This window comes from Sphingomonas sp. (assembly GCF_017304635.1).
Lineage (GTDB): Bacteria > Pseudomonadota > Alphaproteobacteria > Sphingomonadales > Sphingomonadaceae > Sphingomonas.
Map to the genome: position 1 here is coordinate 36,209 of NZ_JAFKMA010000002.1, position 21,765 is coordinate 57,973.

Sequence of the window (21,765 nt, forward strand, 5' to 3'; positions counted from 1 at the left end):
TACGTGAACTTCCTCAATCGCCTCTCCGGCGGACGCGCTCGCAACGCCGCGCTGCCGATCGCCATCCTGCTGCTGGTCTGCGTGATGGTGGTACCGATCCCGGCGCCGCTGCTCGACATCTTCTTCGTCGGCAACATCGCGATCAGCCTGGCGGTGCTGATGGTCGCGCTGAACGCGCAGAAGCCGCTCGATTTCTCGGCCTTCCCGACCGTCCTATTGTTCGCTACCCTGTTTCGGCTCGGCCTCAACGTCGCCTCGACCCGCGTCGTGCTGGTGCACGGGCATGAGGGGGAGAGTGCGGCGGGCCACGTCATCGAGGCATTCGGCACCTTCCTGATCGGCGGCGATTACGTCGTCGGCATCTTCGTCTTCGCGATCCTGGTCATCATCAACCTGATCGTCGTGACCAAGGGCGCGGGCCGCGTGTCCGAAGTGTCGGCGCGCTTCACCCTCGACGCGCTGCCCGGCAAGCAGATGGCGATCGACGCCGATCTCAATGCCGGCCTCATCACGCCCGAGGAAGCCAAGGCGCGCCGCGTCGAAGTCTCGACCGAAGCCGATTTCTACGGATCGATGGACGGTTCGTCCAAGTTCGTGAAGGGCGACGCCGTCGCCGCGATGCTGATCCTGTTCGCCAATATCATCGGCGGACTGATCCTGGGGCCGGTCAGCCACGGCATGTCGCTCGGCGATGCCGCGCACAACTACATCCTGCTCGCGATCGGCGACGCGCTGGTCGCGCAGCTGCCCAGCCTGATGCTGTCGATCGCCGCCGCCGCGATCGTCACGCGCGTCACCTCCAGCCACGACCTCGCCGGCCAGATCGGCAGCCAGTTCGGCTCGGCGCGGACCTGGACGCCGGTCGCGGTCATCCTCGGCCTGCTCGGCGTGTTGCCGGGGATGCCGCACCTCGTGCTGCTGTCGGCCGCGAGCATCGCCGGGTTCACCGCGTGGAAGCTCAATCAGATCGCCAAGCGTCCGCCGCCGCCCGCGCCCGCCGCGCCGGCGCCCGATCTCTCGAAGATCGGCTGGGACGAAGTGTCCGACGGCATGCAGATCAACCTCGACATCGGCTACGGCCTGGTGCCGCTGGTCGACGAGCGTCGCGGCGCTCCGCTGATGGGCCGCATCACCGGGGTCCGCCGCCAGTTGTCGAAGGAACTCGGCTTCGTCGTGCCGCAGGTGCGGGTGCGCGACGACATCAACCTCGCGCCCTACATCTATCGCATCCTGGTCGGCGGCGTGGTCGTCGGCGAGGATCAGGCGTCGGCCGACGAGATGCTGGCGCTCGACACCGGCCAGGGCTTCGGCGAGCTGCGCGGCAAGACGACCAAGGATCCGACCTTCGGCCTGCCCGCGACGTGGATCGCGCCGGGCGACGCCGATGCCGCGACCGGGCAGGGCTATCTGGTGGTCGACGCCGGCACCGTGATGGCGACGCACCTGAACCACCAGCTCGGCTCGAACGCCGCCGACCTGCTCGGCGCGGACGAGGTGCAGGCGCTGCTCGATGGCCTCAAGGAAAAGAGCCCGCAGCTGGTCGCCGCGCTGACGCCTTCGCCGCTGCCGCTGACGACGCTGACGCAAGTGCTGAAGGGTCTTCTGGCCGAGGGCATTCCGCTCAAGGAGTTCCGCCGCATCGCCTCGGCCATCGCGGTCGCCGCGCAACGCACGGTCGATGCCGAGGAAATCATCGAGGCGATCCGCCCCGATCTCGGCGGGCTCATCATCCAGAAACTGTGCGGCGTGCACGAGCCGCTGCGCGTGATGACGCTGGAAGGGCAACTCGAAGGCTTGCTCGGCCAGGCCGTCCGTGGCGATCCGTCGCGGCGCCACACGATCGAGCCCGATCTCGGCCGTCGCATCGTCGATGCGTTGCAGAGCGCCGCGCAGCCGCTGGTCGCCGATGCCAAGCCGTTCGCGCTGGTCGTCCAGCCCTCGATCCGGCTCGCGATCCGCAAGCTCGTCAAGACCTGCCTGCCCGACACGCCGGTCATGTCGTTCTTCGAAGTGCCCGAGGAAAAGGCGGTCGAAGTCGTCGCCGTCATCGGCGCCCCGCCGGCGCTCGCAGCATGAGCGAGGAACCGATGCCCGGCGCGTTCGCCAACGCCCAGCCGCTCACCTATGGCCGCGCCCCGGCGCGCGACGTCGATGCGCTGGTCCGCAAACACGCCCCGCTCGTCCGCCGTATCGCCTGGCACGTCCATGGCAGCGTGTCGGGGGCGTGCGAGGTCGAGGATCTCGTCCAGACCGGGCTCGTCGCCCTGGTCGAGGCGATCCACGGCTTCGAGGATCGTGGGGCAGTCACTTTCGAACAATATCTCGCGACGCGGCTGCGCGGTGCGATGATCGACCAGTTGCGTCGCCAGGCGACGCTGACCCGCGGGGCGATGCGCCGCCGCAAGCACTATCAGGAGACCGTCGCGATGCTCACCGTCGGCCGCGTGCCCCCCAGCGATGCGGCGATCGCCGCACATCTGGGCGTCAGCATCGAGAAGATGCGCGCCGACTATGCGAGCGCGGAGGCCGTCCGCTTCGACAGCCTGGACGAGGTCTATACCGACGAGGGCGCGTGGTTCATGTCGGACGATCCCGACGCGTTCCAACAGCTGGCGGAAAGCGACCTGCGCGACACGTTGGTCGCAGCGATCGCGGGGCTGCCCGAGCGCGAGGCGCAGGTGGTGCAGCTTTATTATGTCGAGGAACTGAACCTCGAGGAGATCGGGCTGGTACTCGGCGTCGGCTCGGCGCGAGTCTGCCAGATCAAGGCGTCGGCGCACGCGCGGCTGAAGAAAGCGCTCGCCAACCGCATCTGACGCGGACGGTGCGGCGGGCGAATATCGCGCGCCTCATCCGTCGTGCACCACGCGACTGTCCGGCGGCGCTTCGCCGCGGTCGCGCAGGCCGTAGTCGCGCAACACGTGCGCGACGCGGAGCCGATAGTCGGCGAAGACGCCATGTCGCCCCGCCGCCTGCGCGCGCCGATGCTCGGCCGTGGTGCGCCACGCCCGCACCGCCGCCTCGTCGCGGAAGAAGCTCAGCGACAGCAGCTTGCCCGGCGTGGCCAGGCTCTCGAACCGCTCGACCGAGACGAACCCGTCGATCGCGGCAAGCTCGTCCTTCAACGCGGCGGCGATGTCGAGATAGGCGTCGCGCCGCCCCGCGGCCGGCTCGACCTCGAAGATGACCGCGATCATCGATCGACCCGCGTCACGAACAGCCGGTCTTCGCGCCGAATGAAGCGCTCCGTCTGCGCGAATTCGAAGTTGCGGCGTGCGATCGGGTCGGCCTTCAACCGCGCGCGATAGGCTTCGTACGCGGCCAGGTCCGCGATGTCGTAGATGCCGTAGGCGGTCGTCGCCGACCCTTCGTGCGGCGCGAAATAGCCGATCAGGTCGGCGCCGGCCGCCGGGATCGCCTCGCCCCACGCCCGCGCATAATCGACGAAGGCGTCGCGTCCCCACGGTTCGATGTCGTAGGTGATGATGCAGGTAATCATTCGGCCTTCTCCAAAGTGTTGTCGCGGTTTAGCCGTTTTCGCGACCGCGATGCTTTGGTAAGCGTCGAACCATGCGGGACGGACCGAACATCGCGGAGATCGCGTCGCTGATCGGCGATCCGGCGCGCGCCAACATACTGACCGCGTTGATGGACGGGCGCGCGCTGACGGTCAGCGAGCTCGCGACCGTCGCCGGCGTGACGCTGCCGACCGCGAGCGGGCACCTGTCGCGGATGGAGGCGGCGGGATTGCTCGCCGCCGAGAAGCAGGGGCGCCACCGGTATCTGCGGCTGTCGGGCGGCGATGTCGCCGCGGCGATCGAGGCGCTGATGGAGCTGGCCCAGCGGACCGGCGCGACGCGGGTGCGGACCGGGCCGCGCGATCCGGCCCTGCGCGAGGCGCGGGTGTGTTACGATCATCTCGCCGGCGAACGCGCCGTCGCGCTGGCGCAGCGGCTGGAGCGTGGCGGACTGTTGGCGGAGGGCATGCTGACCGATGCCGGGCGCGCCTGGCTCGCCGCGCGAGGGTTCGCCAAGGGGGACGGGCGGCGGCCGTTCTGCCGGCTGTGCCTCGACTGGAGCGAGCGGCGCCATCATCTCGGCGGCGCGCTGGGGGCGGCGATCCTGGACCATGCGCTCGGCGAGGGGTGGGCGCGGCGCGGGGCGGGCAGGGTGATCGCTTTCTCGCCGACCGGCGCTCGCGCGTTCGATCGCTTGTTCGAGCTCGGTTGAATGAAGGGGGCCGCGGCGATCGTGCGGGCGTCGGTCTGCTCCAAATCGACACGCGATTTAACCTTAAGTCGGCGTTTACACCCAGACTAACCCATTTTAGGTAGCCGGCGACGCGCGATCCCGCGGGTCTACAGGGGACATCTTCATGAAACTGACTGCACCGCTTGTCGCGGCTTGCTTTGCCATGGGCGCGTTGGCGACGCCGGCTTCGGCTTCCACCATCGTCAACACGGGTGCCGGCCCGAACGTGAATGGCGGCTATGTCGTGAGTTCCGGTCAGTGGCTGGGCGGCAAGTTCCAGGTCGGTGCGGCAACCACGATCACCGACGTGCTCGGCTGGATCACCTCCTTCTCGGGGAGCTATACCGCCTCAATCTACAGCGACAGCAACGGCTTGCCGAACGCATCGCTTTATTCGGCCAATTTCACGCCGTCGAACACGTCGCAGCCTGCTTGGTACGGCGTGTCCGGCCAGGCGTGGAACGTCGCCGCGGGGACGTATTGGGCCGTGTTCTCGGCGGGCACCGGCAACGGCGCGATGCCGATCGGCGTTGCGAACCCGTTGTCGGCCTATGCCGGCTGGCATTCGGGGCAGGGCTTCTACGATGCCGGCAACCTGAACATCGGGTTCCAGATCCTGGGCGATGCGACGGTCGCGGCCGTGCCCGAGCCGGCGATCTGGGCGATGATGATGCTCGGCTTCGGCGCGATGGGCTATACCCTGCGCCGTCGCGCGAAGGTGACGACGCGCGTCCGCTTCGCCTGAGACCTCGCCGGCCCGTCGCCGGGCCGGTGATGCGATGACAAGAAAACCCCGGCGGTCTCGCGACCACCGGGGTTTTCCTTTGTCGGCCCCGGCACCCCGTTTGAAGGGGGGCAGGATGCCGGAGCCGTACCCTCCGGCTACGCCAGTATTACTGGAGCAGCTTGAGAACGGTCTGGGCGCTCTGGTTGGCCTGTGCCAGCATCGCGGTCGACGCCTGGGCCAGGATCTGTGCCTTCGCCAGGTTGGTCGATTCCGCCGAGAAGTCGGCGTCCTGGATGCGGCTCTGCGCGTCGCTCAGGTTGGTCACGTTGGTCGTCAGGTTGTTCACCACCGACTGGAGCTGGTTCTGCGCGGCACCGAAGGCGGCGCGCGAGCTGTTCAGCGTGGTCAGCGCGGTGTCGATCGTGCCCAGCGCCGTGGTGGCGTTGGTCGCACTGTCGACCGCCGTGCTGGCGATGCCCAGCGTGGTCGTGGTCATCGACGCGAACGAGACCGACACGGTGTCGCTCGACGACGCGCCCGCCTGGATCGTGACCGAACCCGACGTGCCGGCGCTGCCGTCGAACAGGCCGACGCCGTTGAACTTGGTGTTCGACAGGATGCTGCCGATCTGCGTCTTCAGCGCGGTGACTTCCGCGTTCATGTTGGTGCGGTCGGCGGTGGCATAGGTGCCCGAAGCCGACTGCGTCGCCAGCTCGCGGATACGCTGCAGCATATTGCCGACTTCGCCCAGCGCGCCGTCGGCGGTCTGCGCCATCGACATGCCGTCATTGGCGTTGCGGATCGCCTGGTTCATCGAACGGATTTGCGCGCCCATCGACGAAGCGATGGCGAGGCCGGCCGCGTCGTCCTTGGCCGAGTTGATGCGCTTGCCGGTCGACAGGCGTTCCATCGCCTGGTTCAGCGACACCTGCGCCGAGGCCGACGCAGCACCGGCGCGCAGGGCGCCGACATTGGTACCGATTACAGTCATTGGTCGTCTCCATCTGGTCCGACGTCCCCGCTGCCCCCCGTCGGGGAACCGAGCCGTCACAGGGGAGAACGACCGCCCGCCGGCAGGATTAAGTATTTTTTTGACGCCCCGCGAAATCCGTTCGGCCGGGCGGCAAAGCCTCGCCTGCCGACGCCGCTCCCATGATCCGGGCCCGCGCGCGTACGCGTAGGGGCGTCCCGACGGCGGTAAGAATTTGCCGGAAGCGGCAACGTGCTTAACCGGTCGTTTACCGTCTTTGCCGCATTCAGGCCCCCGTGAAGGGGGAATACATGCGTTCGATCCATCCGTCGGCTTCCGTCATCCGGCAGAAATACGCGCTGGTCTCGTCGCTGCGTGCGCAGGGCCTGGGCGTTGCCGAGGACGGCACGCGCCCGACCGCGAGCGACACGTTCGTCGTGATGGACGGCGAGACCGCGCCGATCGCCGCGCGCACGCTGGTGCTGGCCGATGAGGGTCGCGGCTTCACGCGGGGCAGCGATCATGCGCCGGCCCGGCTCGCCTTCAGCGGTGCCGACAGCGCGATCGGCAACGCCTTCGCCTATGCCCATGTCGCCGGCCCCGACGCCGCGACCGCCGCCGATCCGGAAAGCCTGGCGCTGTTCGCGCTGGCCGAGCGGGTCGCGGGCGCCGACATCACTGTGCTCGTCAACGGCCCGACCGGTACCGGCAAGGAAGTGCTGGCGCGCACGATCCACCGCGCCTCCCCGCGGGCCGACAAGCCGTTCATCGCGATCAACTGCGCCGCGCTGCCCGAAACCATGCTAGAGGCGATGCTGTTCGGCCACCAGAAGGGGTCGTTCACCGGCGCCAGCGGGTCGGGCGAGGGCTTCTTCCGCGCGGCCGAGGGCGGCACCCTGCTGCTCGACGAGATCGCCGAGATGCCGCTCAGCCTCCAGGCCAAGCTGCTCCGTGTGTTGCAGGAGCGCGAGGTGATCCCGATCGGCGCCACGCAAGCGGTGCCGGTCGACGTCCGCATCGTCGCCTGCGCCAATCGCGATCTGGCCGAGGAAGTCGCCGCCGGCCGCTTTCGCGCCGACCTCTATTACCGTCTGTCGGTTTTCCCGCTGACGACGCGTCCGTTGGCCGAACGTCCGCTCGACGTGCCCGCGCTCGCGGCGGCGATGATCCTGCGCCATGCCGGCACGCGCGCCACGGTGCCGTGGCCCGATGCGAGCGCGATCGACGTGCTGATGGCGCACGACTGGCCGGGCAATGTCCGCGAGCTGGAGAACGTGATACAGCGCGCGATGCTGTTCGCCGCCGGCGACACGATCTCCGCGAGTCACATCGTGTTCGATCGCCGTCCCGCGCCGCAGGCCGATGCCGTCCCGGCGCGCACCGCGGTGAATGCGAACGGCGACACGCTGGCAAACGTCGTCCAGCTCAGTGAATTCCAGGCGATCCGCGAGACGCTGGCCGCATGCGGCGGCAGCCGGATCGAAACCGCCCGGCGGCTCGGCATTTCGGAGCGCACGCTCCGCTATCGCCTGGCGCGGGCGCGCGAACAGGGTGAGGACATCACCCGCAGCACGAGGATGTCGGCATGAGCGGCATTGGGGGAGTGACCGGCGCGATGAGCGTCGATCGGGTGATGGCGTTGCGTGCGCAGATCCTCGAACGCAACCAGGCGCTGGCCCGGGCCAACGCCGCGGGCGCGGCGGCGGCGCCGGCATCGACCGGGGCCGCGAGCGGGCCGGCGAGCTTCGCCGACTCGCTGTCGAGCGCGCTACGCGACGTCAACGCCAGCCAGAACCAGGCCAACGACCTGTCCGCGTCGTACGAACGCGGCGAGACGATCGACATCGCCAAGGTGATGCTCGCGCGGCAACAAGCGTCGGTCAGCTTCGAGGCGACGCTGCAAGTCAGGAACAAACTGTTGTCCGCCTACAAGGACATCATGAGCATGCCGGTGTAATCGACCATGGCCACACAACTCACTCCGATGCCCATCGAGGGCGAAGGCTTCGCCAACCCGGTGAAGCAGCTGGGCGGCCTGCTGGGCCAGCCCGCGGTCAAGCGCAGCCTGCCGATGATCCTGATGGTGGGATTGATCGCCAGCGCCGCGCTGGCGTGGTTCATGCTGTCGACGCCGACGCAGAAGACGCTGTTCTCGGGGTTGCCCGACAGCGACAAGGCGGCGGTCATCAACGCGTTGAAGACGGGCGGGATCACCGGTCGGCTCGACGAGGCGACCGATGCCGTGACGGTCAACGAGGGCGATTATTCGAAGGCGCGGATGCTGCTGGCGGCACAGGGCCTGCCGAAGTCGGCGCCGGCCGGCTATGCGATCCTCGACAACATGCCGATGGGCACCAGCCGCGCGGTCGAGGGCGAACGCCTGCGCCAAGCGCGCGAGACCGAGCTGGCGCGTTCGATCGAGGATATCGACGCGGTCGCCGAAGCGCGCGTGCACTTGGCCGTGCCGGAAAACACCGTGTTCGTCCGCGACAATGCCGCGCCGTCGGCCAGCGTCGTGCTGAAGCTGCAGGGCGGCCGCTCGCTCTCCGACGCGCAGGTCGGGTCGATCGTCAACCTCGTCGCCTCGTCGGTGCCGGGGATGAAGCCGGAGAACGTCACGATCGTCGACCAGGCGGGCGCCTTGCTGTCCAAGCCGGACGGCGCCGGCAGCGCGAACGACGCGCGCGTGCGCTTTCAGACCCAGGTCGAGCAGAAGTATCGCGACCAGTTGACCACGTTGCTGACCCCGCTGGTCGGCGCGGGCAACTTCACCGCGCAGGTGTCGGCCGACGTCAATCTCGACGATGTCAGCTCGACGCGCGAAAGCTACGACAAATCGGGCAGCCTGCGCGCCGAACAGGGCGCATGGACCGGCAAGGACGGCACGACCGGGGCGCCCGGCGGCATTCCCGGTGCGCTGTCGAACATTCCGCCGGGACCGACCACGGTGACGCAACCCAACGCGCAACCGACACCCGGTGCGACCCCGGCTCCCGGTGCCACGCCGACCCCGGCCGCGACGCCGACCGTGCCCGACACTGCCAAGACGCAGGACAGCTATGCCCGCGCCTACGACCTCGGTCGCGAAGTGTCGGTGACGCGCAACGCGCCCGGCGGGCTCAAGCGGCTGTCGGTGGCGGTGGTGCTGCGCGACGTCGACGGGTCGAAGCCGCGCACCCCGGCCGAGATCCAGCAGCTGACGCAATTAGTGACCTCTGCGGTCGGTGCGGACACGACGCGCGGCGATCAGGTGACCGTCATCAGCCGGCGTTTCGCGGCTGGCACGAGCGCCGACGCCGGCCCCAAATTCTACGAAAGCAGCTGGTTCTCGATGGTGGTGCGCAACGTGACGGCGGTGGTCATCGCGCTGCTGGTGCTGATCCTGGGCGTCCGTCCGCTGTCGAAGGTGCTGCTGAAGAAGCGCGACGAGGCCGCACGCGGCGGTCGCGATCTGGCGGCGCTCGGCATCGGTGCGCCGATGGGGTCGGCCGGCGCCATCTCCGCACCGGTCAGGCTCGACGCGCTCGAAAGCGGCAACAATCTCGACGACCGGCTCGGCAACGTCCGGGGCTTCACCCGGGACAACCCGGCACGCGCCGCCCTGGCGGTCCGTGACATGATAAAGGCGGACGCACGCTGATGAACGCTCCGATGCGCAGCTACACCGGCGTCGAACGCGCCGCGGTGCTGATGATGCTGGTCGGCGAGGAGGAGGCGGCCGCCATCCTCCAGAAGCTCGACCCCGAAGAGGTGCGCCAGCTCGGCAAGGCGATGTTCGCCGTGGCCGAGGTCGGCGAGGACCAGGTCGGCGACGTGCTCGACGATTTCGTCGGACGCGCACGCGACCGCAACTCGATCGGGTTCGACCCCAAGCCGATTATCGAGAACGTGATGAACCGCGCGCTCGGCCAGGAAAAGGCCGACAGCGTGCTCGCGCGGATCACCCCGCCCGAAGCTGCGTGCCAGATCGACCTGCTCGACTGGATGGAAGCCGGCGAGATCGCGACGATGATCGAGAAGGAGCATCCGCAGATCGCGGCGGTGGTGATCGCCAACCTCGATCCCGCGATCGCGGGTCAGGTGCTCGAACTGCTGCCGGAGACGATCCAGCCGGACATCCTCCACCGCGTCGCGCGGCTCGGGCCGATCACGCCGGAGGCGGTCGAGACGCTGCGCACGATGCTCGCCAATCGCACGGGCCACGCCGGCAAGTCGGCCGGCGTCACGCTGGGCGGCACGCGCGAGGCGGCGAAGATCCTGTCGGGCGCGCGCAAGACGACCGAACAGCGCGTCATGCCCAAGCTGTTCAAGATGGACCGCGACGTCGCGAAGGCGATCGAGGAAGCGTTGTTCGTGTTCGAGAATCTGCTCGACATGGACGACAAGAATCTCGGCACGCTGATCCGCAACATCGACAGCGACGTGCTGACGCGCGCGCTGAAGGGGGTCGACGAGAGCATCCGGTCGCGCTTCCTGGGTTGCATGTCGGCGCGCGCCGCCGACGGCATCCGCGACGAGATGGAAGCGCGCGGGCCGATGAAGCTCAGCGAAGTGCTCGAAGCGCAGAAGATCATCATCCAGCAGGCGCGCGCGCTGGCGAAGGACGGCACGATCATGATGGGCGCGGGCGACGACGATTATGTCTGATCCCGCACCGACCGGGTTCGTCGCCGGGTTCGCCGGCCGCCGCGATGCCGCCGGCGCCGCTTTGCGTCAGGCCTATGCCACGAAGGGCGTGGCGTTCGCGCCGCGATCGATCACGCCGACGCCCCCGGGCGAGCCGGTGCAGCCGCGCCATTTCTCGCCCGCCGATCCGGACGCGAACCCGACCGGCGGCTGGGACCCGTTCGATAGCGACCAGCCGACGACGAGCTTCGTCGATCCGGTCACGACCGCGCGGGCGCAAGGATATGAGGAAGGGCTCGCCGCCGCGATCGCCAATGGCGGCCGGCTGGCCGAGCGCGACCAGGCGTTGCTCCAGGAACTGCGCGCCGCGATCGCCGACGACAGCCGGATCGATCGCGAGCGGCTGGCCGGGCGGTTACGCGGGGCGGTGATGACGCTGGTGACGCGGCTGGTCGGGGAACAGGGGATCGACGCGGAGTTGCTCAACCGCCGCGTCGCGAATGCCGCGAAGCTGATCGGGGACGATGCGGAGTCGGCGCTGTTGCGGCTCAATCCCGACGATGTGGCACTGGTCGATGGCTGCCTGCCCGCCAATGTGTTCGCGGCCGGCGACCCGCATGTCGCGCGTGGGCATTTCGTGCTCGAATCGGCGGCGACGATCGTCGAGGACGGACCCGATCTGTGGCTGGAGCAGATCGCCCAGGCGATCGATCGCGCCGGATTGCCCGGGTAATGCTGAACCGTTTCGCCGAGGAATATCTCGACACGCTCGGCCTGCCCGATTTCGTGCCGAGCCCGAAGATTTCCGGCCGGCTCGCCTCGTTCGACGGACTGCTGATGGAGGCGGTCGGGCTCAACCTGCCGGTCGGCACGGTGTGCCAGGTCGGTGCCGCCAACGGCGCGCGGGTCGAGGCCGAGGTGATCGGCTTCCGCAACGGCCGCACGCTGCTCATGAACCTGGGCGGTCCCGCCGCACTCCTCCCGCAATCGGCGGTCCGCCCGATCGGCGCTCCCGGCGCGGCCGAGGTCGGCAGCGCGCTGCTCGGCCGGGTGGTCGACGGCGCGGGCAAGCCGATCGACGGGCTCGGCCCGATCCGCGGCGCCAGGCATTGGCCGCTCGGCGGCAAGTTGCAGGGCCCGCTCGATCGCGGCCGCGTGCGCGAGCCGATGGACGTCGGCGTGCGCGCGATCAACGGCCTGCTGACGATCGGTCAGGGCCAGCGCGTCGGGATCATGGCGGGCTCCGGCGTCGGCAAGTCGGTGCTGCTCGGCATGATCGTCCGCGCGGCGCAAGCCGATGTGATCGTCATCGGCCTGATCGGCGAACGCAGCCGCGAAGTCGCGGACTTCCTGGAAACCAAGGTCGCCGGTGAGGCGCGGGCGCGCTCGGTCGTGGTCGCGGTCCCCGCCAACCATTCGCCGGTCCTGCGCATCCGCGGCGCGTTGCGCGCGACCGCGATCGCCGAGGGGTTCCGGGCGGAGGGCAAGAAGGTCCTGCTCATCATGGATTCGCTGACCCGCGTCGCGCATGCCGGCCGCGAGATCGGGCTGGCGCTGGGCGAGCCGGCCTCGGCGCGCGGCTATCCGCCGTCGGCCATCGCGATGCTGCCCAACCTGATCGAGCGCGCCGGCACCGACGTGACGTCAGGCGGGTCGATCACCGCGATCTACACCGTGCTCGCCGATGGCGACGACGGCAACGACCCTGTCGTCGACAGCGCGCGATCGATTCTCGACGGGCATATCGTCCTGTCGCGGCAACTGGCCGAACGCGGCGTGTACCCCGCGATCGATCTCGGCCCTTCGGTCAGCCGCGTGATGACCGACATCGTGCCCGCGTCCCACGTCGCCGCCGCGCGCGTGCTGCGTCGGCACCTCGCGACGTATGAGGAGAATCGCGACCTGGTGCTGATGGGCGCCTATCGCGGCGGGGCCGATCCGGAGATCGACGCCGCGATCGCCTGCCACCCCGCCGTCATGGAATATATCCGCCAGGACGCCGACAGCGTGGTGTCGATGGACGACGCCGTCGCCGAATTGATCGGCGTGTTCGGCGATGCGTAGTTTACTGGTTACGGTACCGGCCCACTCCCCCGCCCGACCGCCCATAGGGTACGATGTCTGGGCGGTCGGGCGGGGGAGCGGGCCGGTACCGCTGAACGTCCATGCATAAACAGAAACAGCTCGACCGCCTGTTGCGCGTCCGCACGTTGCAGCTCGGCATGGTGCAAGCCGCCGAAGCACGGGCGGCGGATCGGCATGCGAGCGAGGCCGACCTCGCGCATCGCATTTCCAAGCTCGCCGAGAATGTCGCACCGGCGCCGGCCGAGGGCAGCGGTTTCTTGCTCGTCGCGGCGGCGCATTTCCGCGCGCGGCTCCAGCAATCGGCGGAAATGGCGTCAGCGCGGCTGCGCGATGCCGAACTGGCGGCCGAACGTGCCGCCGAAGCCACGCGCGAGGCGCGCCGCGACCAGAGCGCGATCGAGAAGTTGAAGGCGCGCGCCGACGCCGATGCGGCGCTCAAGGCGATCCGCGAACTCGAAACCGCGCCAGCGGTGCGCAAGGTTCGGCACGATCCTTGCTGAAGCGCTGAAGCGGGGCAGTGCACAGCCCCGATACAGGGGTTTCGATGCCAGCCATTGCCAGTTCCATCGGTCCAACCGCCTTGCCCACGGGCACCGCCGCGCCCCCGGGCGCCGCGCCCGGCACACCCAGTCTCGCCGCGTTCGTCGAGCTGATGGCGGGGCAGGGAACGCCGCCGCCGGCCAAGGGCGCGACGGCCGCGTCTGGGCGGCAAAGCGATGCCGATCCCGGCAAGCCCTTGCCGGACGGCGACGACAAACAACCCGATCCCGCGCTCGCCTGGATGTTCGCCGCGCCCGGCGTGGCCGCCCCGCTGCCGGTGACGGTCGGCGCGGTCGGCGGCGCCGCGTCGCGGTTGGTCGTCGACATCACCGCGCTGACGGCCGCGCCCGGTCTGCCGATGAGCGGGCCGCCGACGGACGACCACGCGACGACCGAGGGATCGGGCCCACCGGTCCCCGTGGCCTCGCCGCAGACCGCTTCGCCTGTCGCATTGCCCCTCCTGGACGCGGCCGACGCGCCGCCGGCGATCCTGGTGGCGACGCCGGTGCCCACTGGCGCGCCGGTCAATGCCAGATTCTTGCTGACCGCGCTGGCCGCCGCCGTGGCCAAAGCCGTTCCGACGTCGACCGGTACCGACCCGGCTCCGACCGTGCCGCTCGCGATGACGCAGACGAGCCCGCCGAGCCCGCTCGTCCCGCCCACCACCCCGACCGCTCCGGCGCCGATCATCACGGCCGATGTATCGGCGACGATCCCGGCCACCGACAGCACATCGGTCGCTGGTCTGCAAGCGGCCGCACCAGCGATGTCGATCCGTCCCAACCAACCGCCATCGCCGTCGCTTCGTCCACCGGTCCAGATACCGGCAACGCCGCATCCCGCAGGAGCGACGGCCGCCATCCAGCCGGCGCTGTTCGCGCTGGCCGGCATCGGCGAACGCAATGCGAGCGATCATGACGATCGCCCGACCACGGGAGGCACCGTCGATCCGCTCGCCCAGCTCCAGACCCCGGCCTCGCTTGCCGTCGCGCCGACCGGCGATGCCCAGCGCCAACAGCTCGACATGGGCCAGCGCGATTGGCCGCAGAAGATGATCGAGCATATCGAGACGCTGCGCGACAATGCGAACGCCACCGACACCTCGATCCGGCTCAAGCCCGAGGCGCTGGGCCGCGTCGACGTCGCGCTCAAGACGCATGACGACGGCGCGATCAGCGTCCGCTTCGCCGCCGAGCAGCCGGCGACGCGCACGATGCTCGCCGACGCCGCGCCGCAACTCGCGCAGGCCGCCGAGGCGCGCGGCATCCGGCTGAGCGGGACCAGCGTCGACCTGACCGGATCGGGCCAGGGCGACCAGCGCGCGCGGCCCGAGGTCGAGCGCCGCCAGCCGACCACCAATCACCTCGCCACGCCGTCGCGCGGCGACGACACCGACGCCGTCACCGACGGCCGCATCGCTTGAAGGGGACGATAGATGAGTGACGACAAGACCGCGGAGGCCGCGCCCAAGAAGAAGGGCAAGGGCAAGATGATCGTGATGCTGCTGGTGCTGGTGCTCGCGGCCGGTGGCGGGGGCGCGGCGTTCGCGCTCGGCCTGTTCGGCGGCAAGAAGGCCGGGGCGGCCGAGGTCGAGGGCCCCAAGCTCGTCCCGAAGGACGAGCAGAAGCGCGGCGGCGAGGGCGACGGCAAGGGCGGCGAGGGCGCGGCGAAGGGCGGTACCAAACCACCGTCGGGTTCGGGCGGCGACAAATACGCCTCCAACTATTACGCGCTCGACAAGGATTTCACCTCGAACCTGCGCGACAGCGTCCACTACGTCCAGGTCGGGATCGCGGTGTCGACCCCGTACGACGATTCGGTGATCGAGAACGTCAAGACCAACGAGATCGCGGTGCGCTCCGCGGTGCTGCTGGCGCTCGGCGATGCGACCGAGGACGAGGTCTTCACCAGCGACGGCAAGCAGAAACTGGCCGCCCGGCTGACCGCCGCGATCAACGCGACGTTGAAGCAAAAGGAAGGTTTCGGGGGGATCAGTAACGTTTACTTTACCAATTTCGTTGTTCAGTGAGGCATGGTTAACGCCTCGCATACCATGTCCCCCGAGGACGCGGACACCGACCGTCGCGAACGGCCGCGGGCGACCGCGCGTCACGCGGCGGCGCTGGGTGGCGTCAACCTCAATCCGTTCGGCGATCTTCATACGTTGCAGCATCTGTCGGCGCGGCTCGCGCGGAGCTTGCGCGGCGTGTTCGAGCCGTTGTTGCGGCACGAGGTGCGGACCTGGGCCGAACCGCTCAGCGTCCAGCGCTTCGTCGATTATCGCAGCGAGCGGTCCGACGGGCTGACCGCCTGGGTTCCGCTGGCGATGACGCCGGGGAGCGGGCAGGCGCTGGTCGTGATCGACGGCAAGTTCACGCTCGAGCTGCTCGACCTGTTCTTCGGCGGCACGGGAGCCGCGCCGCACGACATGCCGGCCGAGTTTTCACCCGCCGGCGAAGCGATGCTCGGGCGGCTGAGCATGATGCTGACCGGTCCGCTGACCGCGGCGTGGGAGCCGGTCGCGCACATCCATTTCGCGCCCGGCCGCGTCGATGCCAATGCGGCGACGGTGCCGAGCATCGACGGTGAGGACCCGATGGTCGTCACGCGCTTCGGCATCGCCAAGGGCAATCAAAAGCCGGCCTTCATCGACATCGTCTATCCGGTGCAATCGCTCAAGCCCTACGCGCCCAGCCTGACCGGCAAGGTGCTCGGCGCCGCACCCGACCCGGCATGGCGCAACGGCCTGACGCGCGCGATGATGACCGTGACCTTCCCGGTCCGCTCGGTCCTGGCCGAGCCGGTCATCAGCCTCGCCAAGCTGATGGAGTTGAAGGAAGGCGACGTGATCCCGATCACCGTCGCCGCCGATGTGCCGGTCATGGTCGCCAAGGGCCAGCTCGGTCTCGGCACCGTCGGCACCTCGAACGGTCGCGCCGCGATCAAACTCAACACGCTTTCATTCAACGCAGAGGATCTCGCATGAGCGACATGTCGGGGAATTTCCCGGTCGATGCCGGCATGGCGGCCAATTTCCGGTTGCTGCAGGACGTCGACGTCAAGCTGACGGTGGAGATCGGCCAGACCCGATTGACGCTGCGCGAACTGCTCGCGCTCGGCGAAAGCTCGGTGATCGAGCTCGACCGTGCGGCCAACGAACTGCTCGACGTTTTCGTCAACGGCACGCTGATCGGCCGCGGTGAAGTCGTCACGGTGGGCGAGCGCTTCGGCGTGCGCCTGACCGAACTGGTGAGCCCGGAAAAGCGCGGCTGATGCTCTGGTCGTATATCCTGAAGCTGGTCGTCCTGCTCCCGCTCGTCTGCGGGCTGATGATCGGCTGCCTCTATCTCTGGCGCCGGCTCGAGGGTCGCATGACCAAGCAGCAGGCGACCCGCGCCATCAAGGTGCAGGAAACGATGATGCTGTCGCCGGGCCTGCGCCTCGCCGTGATCGAGTTCGAGGGGCGCAAGCTGCTCGTGTCGGTCGGCAAGGGCGGGGTGACGCTGGTAGATCGCGCCGAGGACAGTTTCCGGTGATCCACGTCCGTCGTCTGGATACGGCCGGCCCGTCGCTGTTCCGCGCGCCGACAAAGGCCGCGAAGGTGTCGCGGTTCGCCAAACTTATCCTGGCAGTGCTGGCGATTGTCGCGTTGTTTGCGGTCGCCGCGCCGGCCTTCGCGCAGGCCGCACCGGCCGCGCCGGCGAAGCCCGCCGTCCAGGCGCCAGCCGTGCCGTCGGGGCCCGGCGTCGGCGATGCGGTCGATCGCGCGCTGGGGCAACTCGGCGGGCCGGGCGCTGCCGCCGCCACCAACGGGGCCGCGAAGGCGCCGCTGTCGCTAAGCCTGCAAGTGCTCATCATCATGGGCCTGCTGACGATCCTGCCGGGTCTGCTGCTCATGATGACCAGCTTCACGCGGATCATTATCGTGCTGTCGCTGCTGCGCCAGGCGCTGGGCCTGCAACAGACGCCGCCGAACCAGGTGCTGATCGGGCTGTCGCTGTTCCTGTCGCTGTTCGTGATGGCGCCGACGATCAACCAGATCAATACGCAGGCGATCCAGCCCTACGCCGCGGGCCAGATCCAGGGCACCGAGCTCATCAGCCGCGCGGGCGCGCCGCTCCACGACTTCATGACCAAGCAGACGCGGGTGAAGGACCTGACGATGTTCGCGCAGATGGCGAAGTCGGGCCCGTATGCGAAGCCGGCCGACGTCCCCTATTCGGTGCTGTTGCCAGCGTTCATCACCAGCGAGCTGAAGACCGCGTTCCAGATCGGCTTCCTGATCTTCCTGCCGTTCATCGTCATCGACCTGGTGGTCGCGACCGTGCTGATGAGTCTGGGCATGATGATGATGTCGCCGACGATCATCTCGATGCCGTTCAAGCTGCTGCTGTTCGTGCTGGTCGACGGCTGGGCGATGATGATGGGCAGCCTGGCGGGGAGTTTCGCGACATGACGCCCGCCGCGCCGCCGCTCGCGCCGAACCCGTTTCGCGCGCCCGTCCGCCCGTTGCGGCCGACGCTTCCGACCTGGTGGCTGACCGCGCCGCCGTCTCCCCGTCCCGACTATCGGATCAACTGAGCGATGGATGCCGATTATTTCCTCGGGATCGCCGACCAGACATTGTGGGTGCTGGCGCTCGCCGCCGCGCCGGTGCTGATCCCCGCGCTGCTCGCCGGGCTGATCCTCGGCATGATCCAGGCGGCGACGTCGATCAACGAGCAGACGCTGACCTTCGTCCCCAAGCTGGTGGTCGTCGGCATCGCGCTGGTGATCTTCGGCGGGATGATGATGGGCCTGCTGAGCGATTTCATGATCGACATCTTCGGCCGCATTCCGGATCTGGTGAAGTGACCAGTTTCCCTCTCCCGACGGGAGAGGGAAGGGGCCCGCGCGCGTCAGCGCGTGGGAAGGGTGAGGGTGACCATCACCCGATCACCCTCACTCTCCCGCGCCTTTGGCGCTCCTTCTCTCTCCCGATGGGAGAGGGACAGTGTTAGGCTTCGGCCTCGCCGTCGAGCCGCAGCTCTGGGCGCTCCTGTTCGTGATGGTGCGGATCGGGGCGGCGTTTGTCGCGGCGCCGGTGTTCGGCGCGGTGTCGGTGCCGCTGCCGGTGCGGATCGCGCTGTCGGGGGGGATCGGCGTGCTGGTGCTCGCGGTCCACCCGGTGACGCCGCCGAGCGCGGTGTTCGGGCTCACGACGATCCTGAGCGTCGCCGCCGAAGCGCTGATCGGCCTCGCGATCGGTTTCATCCTCCAGATCGCGTTCGCCGCCCCCGCGGTCGCCAGCGAAGTGATCGGCACGTCGATGGGGATCGGCTTCGCGTCGGCGATCGACCCGCTCAACGGCCGCTCCAGCCCGGCGCTCGGCCAGTTCCTGTCGGTGCTGATGACGTTGCTGTTCCTGTCGGTGAACGGACACCTGGTGCTCGTCGAGATGCTGGTGCGCAGCTACACCGTGCTGCCGCCCGCCGGGACGTGGCTCGCGGCGGATCGGCTCAAGGACATCGCGTTCTTCGGCGGCTACACCTTCGCCGCCGGACTGCTGCTCGCGCTGCCGGTCGGGTTCCTGCTGCTGTGCCTCAACCTGATCGTCGGCATGATCTCGCGCGCCGCGCCCAGCCTGAACTTGTTCGCGATCGGCCTGCCCGCCAGCCTGGCGGTCGGCACCGTCGCGCTCGCGCTCGCGATGCCGGCGATGGGCGACTATATGCTCGTCATCGTCCAGCAGGGTCTCGACGCCGCGCAACGCCTGGTCTTCGGATAGACGCCGATGGCCGAGTATGAGGGCGACAAGACAGAACTCCCGACAGCCAAGCGTCGGAAGGACGCGATCGAGCAGGGCGACATCCTCAAGTCGCGCGATTTCGCGACGGCGCTGATGGTGCTGGCCGGGTGCGGCTGGCTCGCGCTGTTCGGACAATCGGTCGTGCGCGGGTGCGGGGCGATCATGACCGCGAGCCTGCGCTTCGGGCGCGGCGATATCGAGGATTGGGCGCCGCTGAAGCCGCTCGCGCAGGCGGGGCTGACGCTGGCGCCGGCGATGGGCACGCTGCTGGCGATGGCGGTGGTGGTCGCGATCTTCAGCCAGGCCGGGCTCGGCGCGGTGCATTTCAACGGCAAGCTGCTCCAGCCCAAATTCTCGCGGATCAACCCGGCGAGCGGGATCAAGCGCATCTTCGGCCCCAGTGGCTGGATCGAGCTCGGCAAGTCGCTGCTCAAGGTGATCCTGCTTGGCGGGATCGGCGTATGGCTGCTGTGGCGGACGGCGCGGCCGACGATCGCGCTGGCGTCCGCCGCCGACGTGTCGGGCGCGGTCGGCGAAGTATCGGGGACATTCATCGCGATCCTGTTCACGATGGCCGGCGGCCTCGTCGTCATCGCCGGCATCGACCTGCCGATCCAGATCGTCCGCCTGCTGTCGAAGCTGCGCATGACCAAGCAGGAAGTGAAGGACGAGCACAAGGAAAGCGAAGGCTCGCCCGAGGCCAAGCAGCACGTCCGCCAGCGCCAGCGCGAGATGAGCCGCAAGAGCGTGCGCAAGGCGGTGGCGTCGGCGCACGTCGTGCTGACCAACCCGACGCACTTCTCGGTCGCGTTGCGCTACGACAGCGGCACCGACGCCGCGCCGGTGGTGGTGGCGAAGGGGCGCGGCGTCACCGCGCTCGCGATCCGCGACGTGGCGGGCGAGGCCGACGTGCCGATCCTCGAATATCCGGCGCTGGCCCGCGCGGTCTATTACACCAGCCGCGAGGGGCAGGAGGTGCGCGACGACCTCTACGCCGCGATCGCGACCGTGCTGGCGTTCGTCTTCGGCCTCAACCGCCGCGCCGGCGCGATGCAGCCGGCGGTCGAGGTCCCGACCACCGCGCGCTTCGACGAAAACGGCGTGAAGCAGTAGTTTTTTGGCGTTTCAGCGCGGCTCAAACGTGGCGGTGCCGGCCCGCTCCCCCACCCGACCGTCCACTAGGATAAACTGATTGGGTGGTCGGGTGGGGGAGCGGGCCGGCACCGCGACAAAAACAGCTCAAAAGTCCTAAATTCTTGAGCGTTTCGGCCGTTCTGTGAGGCGACGCGCGCGGAGACATTGACGTGACCACGACCACCAGCACGAGCAACACGACGGCATCGGCGGCCCAGGCGCTGTTCACCTCGCTGTCGAGCGGATCGGGGGTCGATACCGGATCGCTGGTGACGGCGCTGGTCAACGCGCAGTTCGCGACCAAGACCGATACGCTCAAGACGCAGTCCGACGCGATCACCGCGCAGATTTCCGGCGCTTCCACGCTGATGAGCACCGTCAGCCAGTTCGCCAGCGCGCTCAAGACGCTGACCACGGGCGGTACGTTGCAGAGCCAGCCGGTATCGTCGAACACCTCGACGCTGACCGCGACCGCGCTGTCGGGGGCGAAGCTCTACGGTCTGTCGTCGTCGGTGACGGTCAGCCAGCTCGCGTCGGGCCAGGCCGCGCGCACGACGGCGCCGATCGCAAGCCGCAGCACGGTGCTGGGCAGCGGGACGCTGACGCTGACGCTGGGCACCGCGACCTACAGTTCGGACAAGACGACGATGACCGGGTTCACGCCCGGCAGCGCGACGCCGGTCGCGATCACGATCCCGTCGGGTTCGGGCAGCCTCGACGACATCGCGACGGCGATCAACGGCGCCAATGCCGGCGTCACCGCGTCGGTGGTGACCGATTCCGACGGCACCGCCTATCTGTCGATGAAGGGTGCGAGCGGGACCAGCCAGGCTTTCACGCTGCAAGCGACCGACGATCCCTCCGGCAACCTCGCGCAATTGAACGTGGGGGTCGGCGCGACCGGCACCAGCCTGACCTCGGGCGCGCAGAATGCCCGGCTGACGGTCGACGGCGTCACGGTCGAACGCGCGTCGAACAGCATCAGCGACCTCATCAACGGCGTGAAGCTGCAACTGAACGCGGTCAGCACGACCCCGGTGTCGCTGACTAGCACGACCCAGACCGACGCGTTGAAGGGCGCGGTGTCGGACTTCGTCGACACCTACAACCAGGTGCTGAAGACGCTGAACGATCAGCTCGATCCCAAGACCGGGCCGCTGAAGAACGACGCGGCGGCGCAGTCGCTGGCGCGATCGTTGCGCGGGCTGACGACCACGACGCTGCTCGGCAGCGTCGCCGCCGGCACGCCGACCACGCTCGGCGAGATCGGCGTGACGACCAATCGCGACGGTACGCTGTCGGTCGACGACACGGCGCTCGCCCGCGCGATGGCCAACAATCCGGACGCGGTCGAGGCGATGTTCTCGTATTCGACCGCGAGCACCGACGGCTTGACCGCGGCGCTCAATTCGCTGTCGCTCAACACGTCGAGCACCTTGTTCGGGCTGGGCGCCTCGACGACGCGCTACAACGCACTCGCCGCGACGGTCAGCCAGGAGCAGGACGACCTGACGACGCAGTCGAGCGCGATGACCGACCGGCTGACGCAGCAATTCGCCAGCATGAACGCGAAGGTCGCCGCCTACAAGTCGACCCAGTCGTTCCTGACCAACCAGATCGCCGCCTGGAACAAGAGCGGCTGAC

24 protein-coding genes are annotated in these 21,765 nt (G+C 68.8%); 21 read left to right on the forward strand and 3 right to left on the reverse strand.

Features of this window, described 5'->3' with window-relative positions; genetic code table 11:
* Window positions 1–3 precede the first annotated feature (3 nt).
* Complete coding sequence (flhA, locus tag J0I47_RS07215) at window positions 4–2,076, forward strand: flagellar biosynthesis protein FlhA (RefSeq protein ID WP_294045980.1); 2,073 nt, start codon at window positions 4–6, stop codon at window positions 2,074–2,076.
* Entirely contained in the window at window positions 2,073–2,816 is a 744-nt protein-coding gene (locus tag J0I47_RS07220) for a sigma-70 family RNA polymerase sigma factor (RefSeq protein ID WP_294045981.1), read from the forward strand. Before flhA ends, J0I47_RS07220 begins: the two co-directional genes overlap by 4 nt.
* 33 nt (window positions 2,817–2,849) lie before the next feature.
* Here the strand turns inward: J0I47_RS07220 and J0I47_RS07225 are convergent, their stop codons facing one another.
* Entirely contained in the window at window positions 2,850–3,197 is a 348-nt protein-coding gene (locus J0I47_RS07225; protein ID WP_294045983.1) for an antibiotic biosynthesis monooxygenase, read from the reverse strand.
* Window positions 3,194–3,499, reverse strand: a complete 306-nt coding sequence (locus tag J0I47_RS07230) for an NIPSNAP family protein (protein ID WP_294045984.1) — start codon at window positions 3,497–3,499, stop codon at window positions 3,194–3,196. Before J0I47_RS07230 ends, J0I47_RS07225 begins: the two co-directional genes overlap by 4 nt.
* Before the next feature lie 71 nt (window positions 3,500–3,570).
* On the opposite strand from J0I47_RS07230, the gene J0I47_RS07235 reads away from it, so the two are divergent.
* Complete coding sequence (locus tag J0I47_RS07235; RefSeq protein WP_294045986.1) at window positions 3,571–4,230, forward strand: winged helix-turn-helix domain-containing protein; 660 nt, start codon at window positions 3,571–3,573, stop codon at window positions 4,228–4,230.
* A gap of 145 nt (window positions 4,231–4,375) precedes the next feature.
* Window positions 4,376–4,996: a PEPxxWA-CTERM sorting domain-containing protein gene (locus J0I47_RS07240; protein WP_294045987.1), complete on the forward strand. Its 621-nt coding sequence runs from the start codon at window positions 4,376–4,378 to the stop codon at window positions 4,994–4,996.
* A 148-nt stretch (window positions 4,997–5,144) separates the two neighbouring features.
* Here J0I47_RS07240 and J0I47_RS07245 read toward each other — a convergent pair whose 3' ends face one another.
* Window positions 5,145–5,969, reverse strand: coding sequence for a flagellin (locus J0I47_RS07245; protein WP_294045989.1), 825 nt, complete (start codon window positions 5,967–5,969; stop codon window positions 5,145–5,147).
* A 290-nt stretch (window positions 5,970–6,259) separates the two neighbouring features.
* Between J0I47_RS07245 and J0I47_RS07250 the strand changes: the two genes are divergently transcribed.
* From J0I47_RS07250 to fliD, 17 genes are all read left to right on the forward strand, one after another.
* The gene (locus tag J0I47_RS07250) at window positions 6,260–7,537 is read left to right on the forward strand and encodes a sigma 54-interacting transcriptional regulator (RefSeq protein ID WP_294045991.1); all 1,278 of its coding nucleotides are present in this window, start codon (window positions 6,260–6,262) and stop codon (window positions 7,535–7,537) included.
* Window positions 7,534–7,905 (forward strand): flagellar hook-basal body complex protein FliE, encoded by a 372-nt coding sequence (fliE, locus tag J0I47_RS07255; protein WP_294045993.1) that lies wholly within the window; start codon window positions 7,534–7,536, stop codon window positions 7,903–7,905. Before J0I47_RS07250 ends, fliE begins: the two co-directional genes overlap by 4 nt.
* A gap of 27 nt (window positions 7,906–7,932) precedes the next feature.
* Window positions 7,933–9,588, forward strand: a complete 1,656-nt coding sequence (fliF, locus tag J0I47_RS07260) for a flagellar basal-body MS-ring/collar protein FliF (protein WP_294045994.1) — start codon at window positions 7,933–7,935, stop codon at window positions 9,586–9,588.
* Window positions 9,588–10,595, forward strand: a complete 1,008-nt coding sequence (gene fliG / locus J0I47_RS07265) for a flagellar motor switch protein FliG (protein ID WP_294045996.1) — start codon at window positions 9,588–9,590, stop codon at window positions 10,593–10,595. The genes fliF and fliG overlap by 1 nt, the downstream gene beginning before the upstream one ends.
* A complete protein-coding gene (locus J0I47_RS07270) occupies window positions 10,588–11,307 on the forward strand; it encodes a flagellar biosynthesis protein FliH (RefSeq protein WP_294045997.1) in 720 nt (239 codons plus the stop codon). The genes fliG and J0I47_RS07270 overlap by 8 nt, the downstream gene beginning before the upstream one ends.
* Window positions 11,307–12,638: a FliI/YscN family ATPase gene (locus tag J0I47_RS07275; RefSeq protein ID WP_294045998.1), complete on the forward strand. Its 1,332-nt coding sequence runs from the start codon at window positions 11,307–11,309 to the stop codon at window positions 12,636–12,638. Before J0I47_RS07270 ends, J0I47_RS07275 begins: the two co-directional genes overlap by 1 nt.
* 101 nt (window positions 12,639–12,739) lie before the next feature.
* Window positions 12,740–13,159 (forward strand): hypothetical protein, encoded by a 420-nt coding sequence (locus tag J0I47_RS07280; RefSeq protein ID WP_294046000.1) that lies wholly within the window; start codon window positions 12,740–12,742, stop codon window positions 13,157–13,159.
* An 80-nt stretch (window positions 13,160–13,239) separates the two neighbouring features.
* Window positions 13,240–14,622 (forward strand): flagellar hook-length control protein FliK, encoded by a 1,383-nt coding sequence (locus tag J0I47_RS07285; RefSeq protein ID WP_294046002.1) that lies wholly within the window; start codon window positions 13,240–13,242, stop codon window positions 14,620–14,622.
* 12 nt (window positions 14,623–14,634) lie between these two features.
* Window positions 14,635–15,228, forward strand: a complete 594-nt coding sequence (locus J0I47_RS07290; protein WP_294046003.1) for a flagellar basal body-associated FliL family protein — start codon at window positions 14,635–14,637, stop codon at window positions 15,226–15,228.
* A 24-nt stretch (window positions 15,229–15,252) separates the two neighbouring features.
* Window positions 15,253–16,185 (forward strand): flagellar motor switch protein FliM, encoded by a 933-nt coding sequence (locus J0I47_RS07295; protein ID WP_294046004.1) that lies wholly within the window; start codon window positions 15,253–15,255, stop codon window positions 16,183–16,185.
* The gene (fliN, locus tag J0I47_RS07300) at window positions 16,182–16,472 is read left to right on the forward strand and encodes a flagellar motor switch protein FliN (protein WP_294046006.1); all 291 of its coding nucleotides are present in this window, start codon (window positions 16,182–16,184) and stop codon (window positions 16,470–16,472) included. Before J0I47_RS07295 ends, fliN begins: the two co-directional genes overlap by 4 nt.
* The gene (locus tag J0I47_RS07305) at window positions 16,472–16,735 is read left to right on the forward strand and encodes a flagellar biosynthetic protein FliO (RefSeq protein WP_294046007.1); all 264 of its coding nucleotides are present in this window, start codon (window positions 16,472–16,474) and stop codon (window positions 16,733–16,735) included. The genes fliN and J0I47_RS07305 overlap by 1 nt, the downstream gene beginning before the upstream one ends.
* Before the next feature lie 35 nt (window positions 16,736–16,770).
* On the forward strand, window positions 16,771–17,655 hold the full coding sequence (fliP, locus tag J0I47_RS07310) for a flagellar type III secretion system pore protein FliP (protein WP_294046687.1): 885 nt from the start codon (window positions 16,771–16,773) through the stop codon (window positions 17,653–17,655).
* Window positions 17,656–17,783: 128 nt separating this feature from the next.
* Window positions 17,784–18,053, forward strand: a complete 270-nt coding sequence (gene fliQ / locus J0I47_RS07315) for a flagellar biosynthesis protein FliQ (RefSeq protein WP_294046009.1) — start codon at window positions 17,784–17,786, stop codon at window positions 18,051–18,053.
* A gap of 139 nt (window positions 18,054–18,192) precedes the next feature.
* Window positions 18,193–18,966 (forward strand): flagellar biosynthetic protein FliR, encoded by a 774-nt coding sequence (fliR, locus tag J0I47_RS07320; RefSeq protein ID WP_294046011.1) that lies wholly within the window; start codon window positions 18,193–18,195, stop codon window positions 18,964–18,966.
* A gap of 6 nt (window positions 18,967–18,972) precedes the next feature.
* On the forward strand, window positions 18,973–20,100 hold the full coding sequence (locus J0I47_RS07325) for a flagellar biosynthesis protein FlhB (protein WP_294046013.1): 1,128 nt from the start codon (window positions 18,973–18,975) through the stop codon (window positions 20,098–20,100).
* A 191-nt stretch (window positions 20,101–20,291) separates the two neighbouring features.
* The gene (gene fliD / locus J0I47_RS07330; RefSeq protein WP_294046015.1) at window positions 20,292–21,764 is read left to right on the forward strand and encodes a flagellar filament capping protein FliD; all 1,473 of its coding nucleotides are present in this window, start codon (window positions 20,292–20,294) and stop codon (window positions 21,762–21,764) included.
* Window position 21,765: the final 1 nt, after the last annotated feature.

Excerpts from the sequence above, each read along its gene's own strand:
- J0I47_RS07280 (WP_294046000.1), top strand. The coding sequence starts at position 12,740 with ATGCATAAACAGAAACAGCTCGACCGCCTGTTGCGCGTCCGCACGTTG.
- fliG (WP_294045996.1), top strand. The coding sequence starts at position 9,588 with ATGAACGCTCCGATGCGCAGCTACACCGGCGTCGAACGCGCCGCGGTG.
- J0I47_RS07220 (WP_294045981.1), top strand. The coding sequence starts at position 2,073 with ATGAGCGAGGAACCGATGCCCGGCGCGTTCGCCAACGCCCAGCCGCTC.
- fliN (WP_294046006.1), top strand. The coding sequence starts at position 16,182 with ATGAGCGACATGTCGGGGAATTTCCCGGTCGATGCCGGCATGGCGGCC.
- J0I47_RS07240 (WP_294045987.1), top strand. The coding sequence starts at position 4,376 with ATGAAACTGACTGCACCGCTTGTCGCGGCTTGCTTTGCCATGGGCGCG.
- J0I47_RS07270 (WP_294045997.1), top strand. The coding sequence starts at position 10,588 with ATGTCTGATCCCGCACCGACCGGGTTCGTCGCCGGGTTCGCCGGCCGC.
- J0I47_RS07275 (WP_294045998.1), top strand. The coding sequence starts at position 11,307 with ATGCTGAACCGTTTCGCCGAGGAATATCTCGACACGCTCGGCCTGCCC.
- J0I47_RS07250 (WP_294045991.1), top strand. The coding sequence starts at position 6,260 with ATGCGTTCGATCCATCCGTCGGCTTCCGTCATCCGGCAGAAATACGCG.
- J0I47_RS07225 (WP_294045983.1), bottom strand. The coding sequence starts at position 3,197 with ATGATCGCGGTCATCTTCGAGGTCGAGCCGGCCGCGGGGCGGCGCGAC.
- fliF (WP_294045994.1), top strand. The coding sequence starts at position 7,933 with ATGCCCATCGAGGGCGAAGGCTTCGCCAACCCGGTGAAGCAGCTGGGC.
- J0I47_RS07235 (WP_294045986.1), top strand. The coding sequence starts at position 3,571 with ATGCGGGACGGACCGAACATCGCGGAGATCGCGTCGCTGATCGGCGAT.
- fliE (WP_294045993.1), top strand. The coding sequence starts at position 7,534 with ATGAGCGGCATTGGGGGAGTGACCGGCGCGATGAGCGTCGATCGGGTG.
- J0I47_RS07290 (WP_294046003.1), top strand. The coding sequence starts at position 14,635 with ATGAGTGACGACAAGACCGCGGAGGCCGCGCCCAAGAAGAAGGGCAAG.
- fliQ (WP_294046009.1), top strand. The coding sequence starts at position 17,784 with ATGGATGCCGATTATTTCCTCGGGATCGCCGACCAGACATTGTGGGTG.
- J0I47_RS07295 (WP_294046004.1), top strand. The coding sequence starts at position 15,253 with ATGTCCCCCGAGGACGCGGACACCGACCGTCGCGAACGGCCGCGGGCG.
- J0I47_RS07305 (WP_294046007.1), top strand. The coding sequence starts at position 16,472 with ATGCTCTGGTCGTATATCCTGAAGCTGGTCGTCCTGCTCCCGCTCGTC.
- J0I47_RS07245 (WP_294045989.1), bottom strand. The coding sequence starts at position 5,969 with ATGACTGTAATCGGTACCAATGTCGGCGCCCTGCGCGCCGGTGCTGCG.
- J0I47_RS07325 (WP_294046013.1), top strand. The coding sequence starts at position 18,973 with ATGGCCGAGTATGAGGGCGACAAGACAGAACTCCCGACAGCCAAGCGT.
- J0I47_RS07230 (WP_294045984.1), bottom strand. The coding sequence starts at position 3,499 with ATGATTACCTGCATCATCACCTACGACATCGAACCGTGGGGACGCGAC.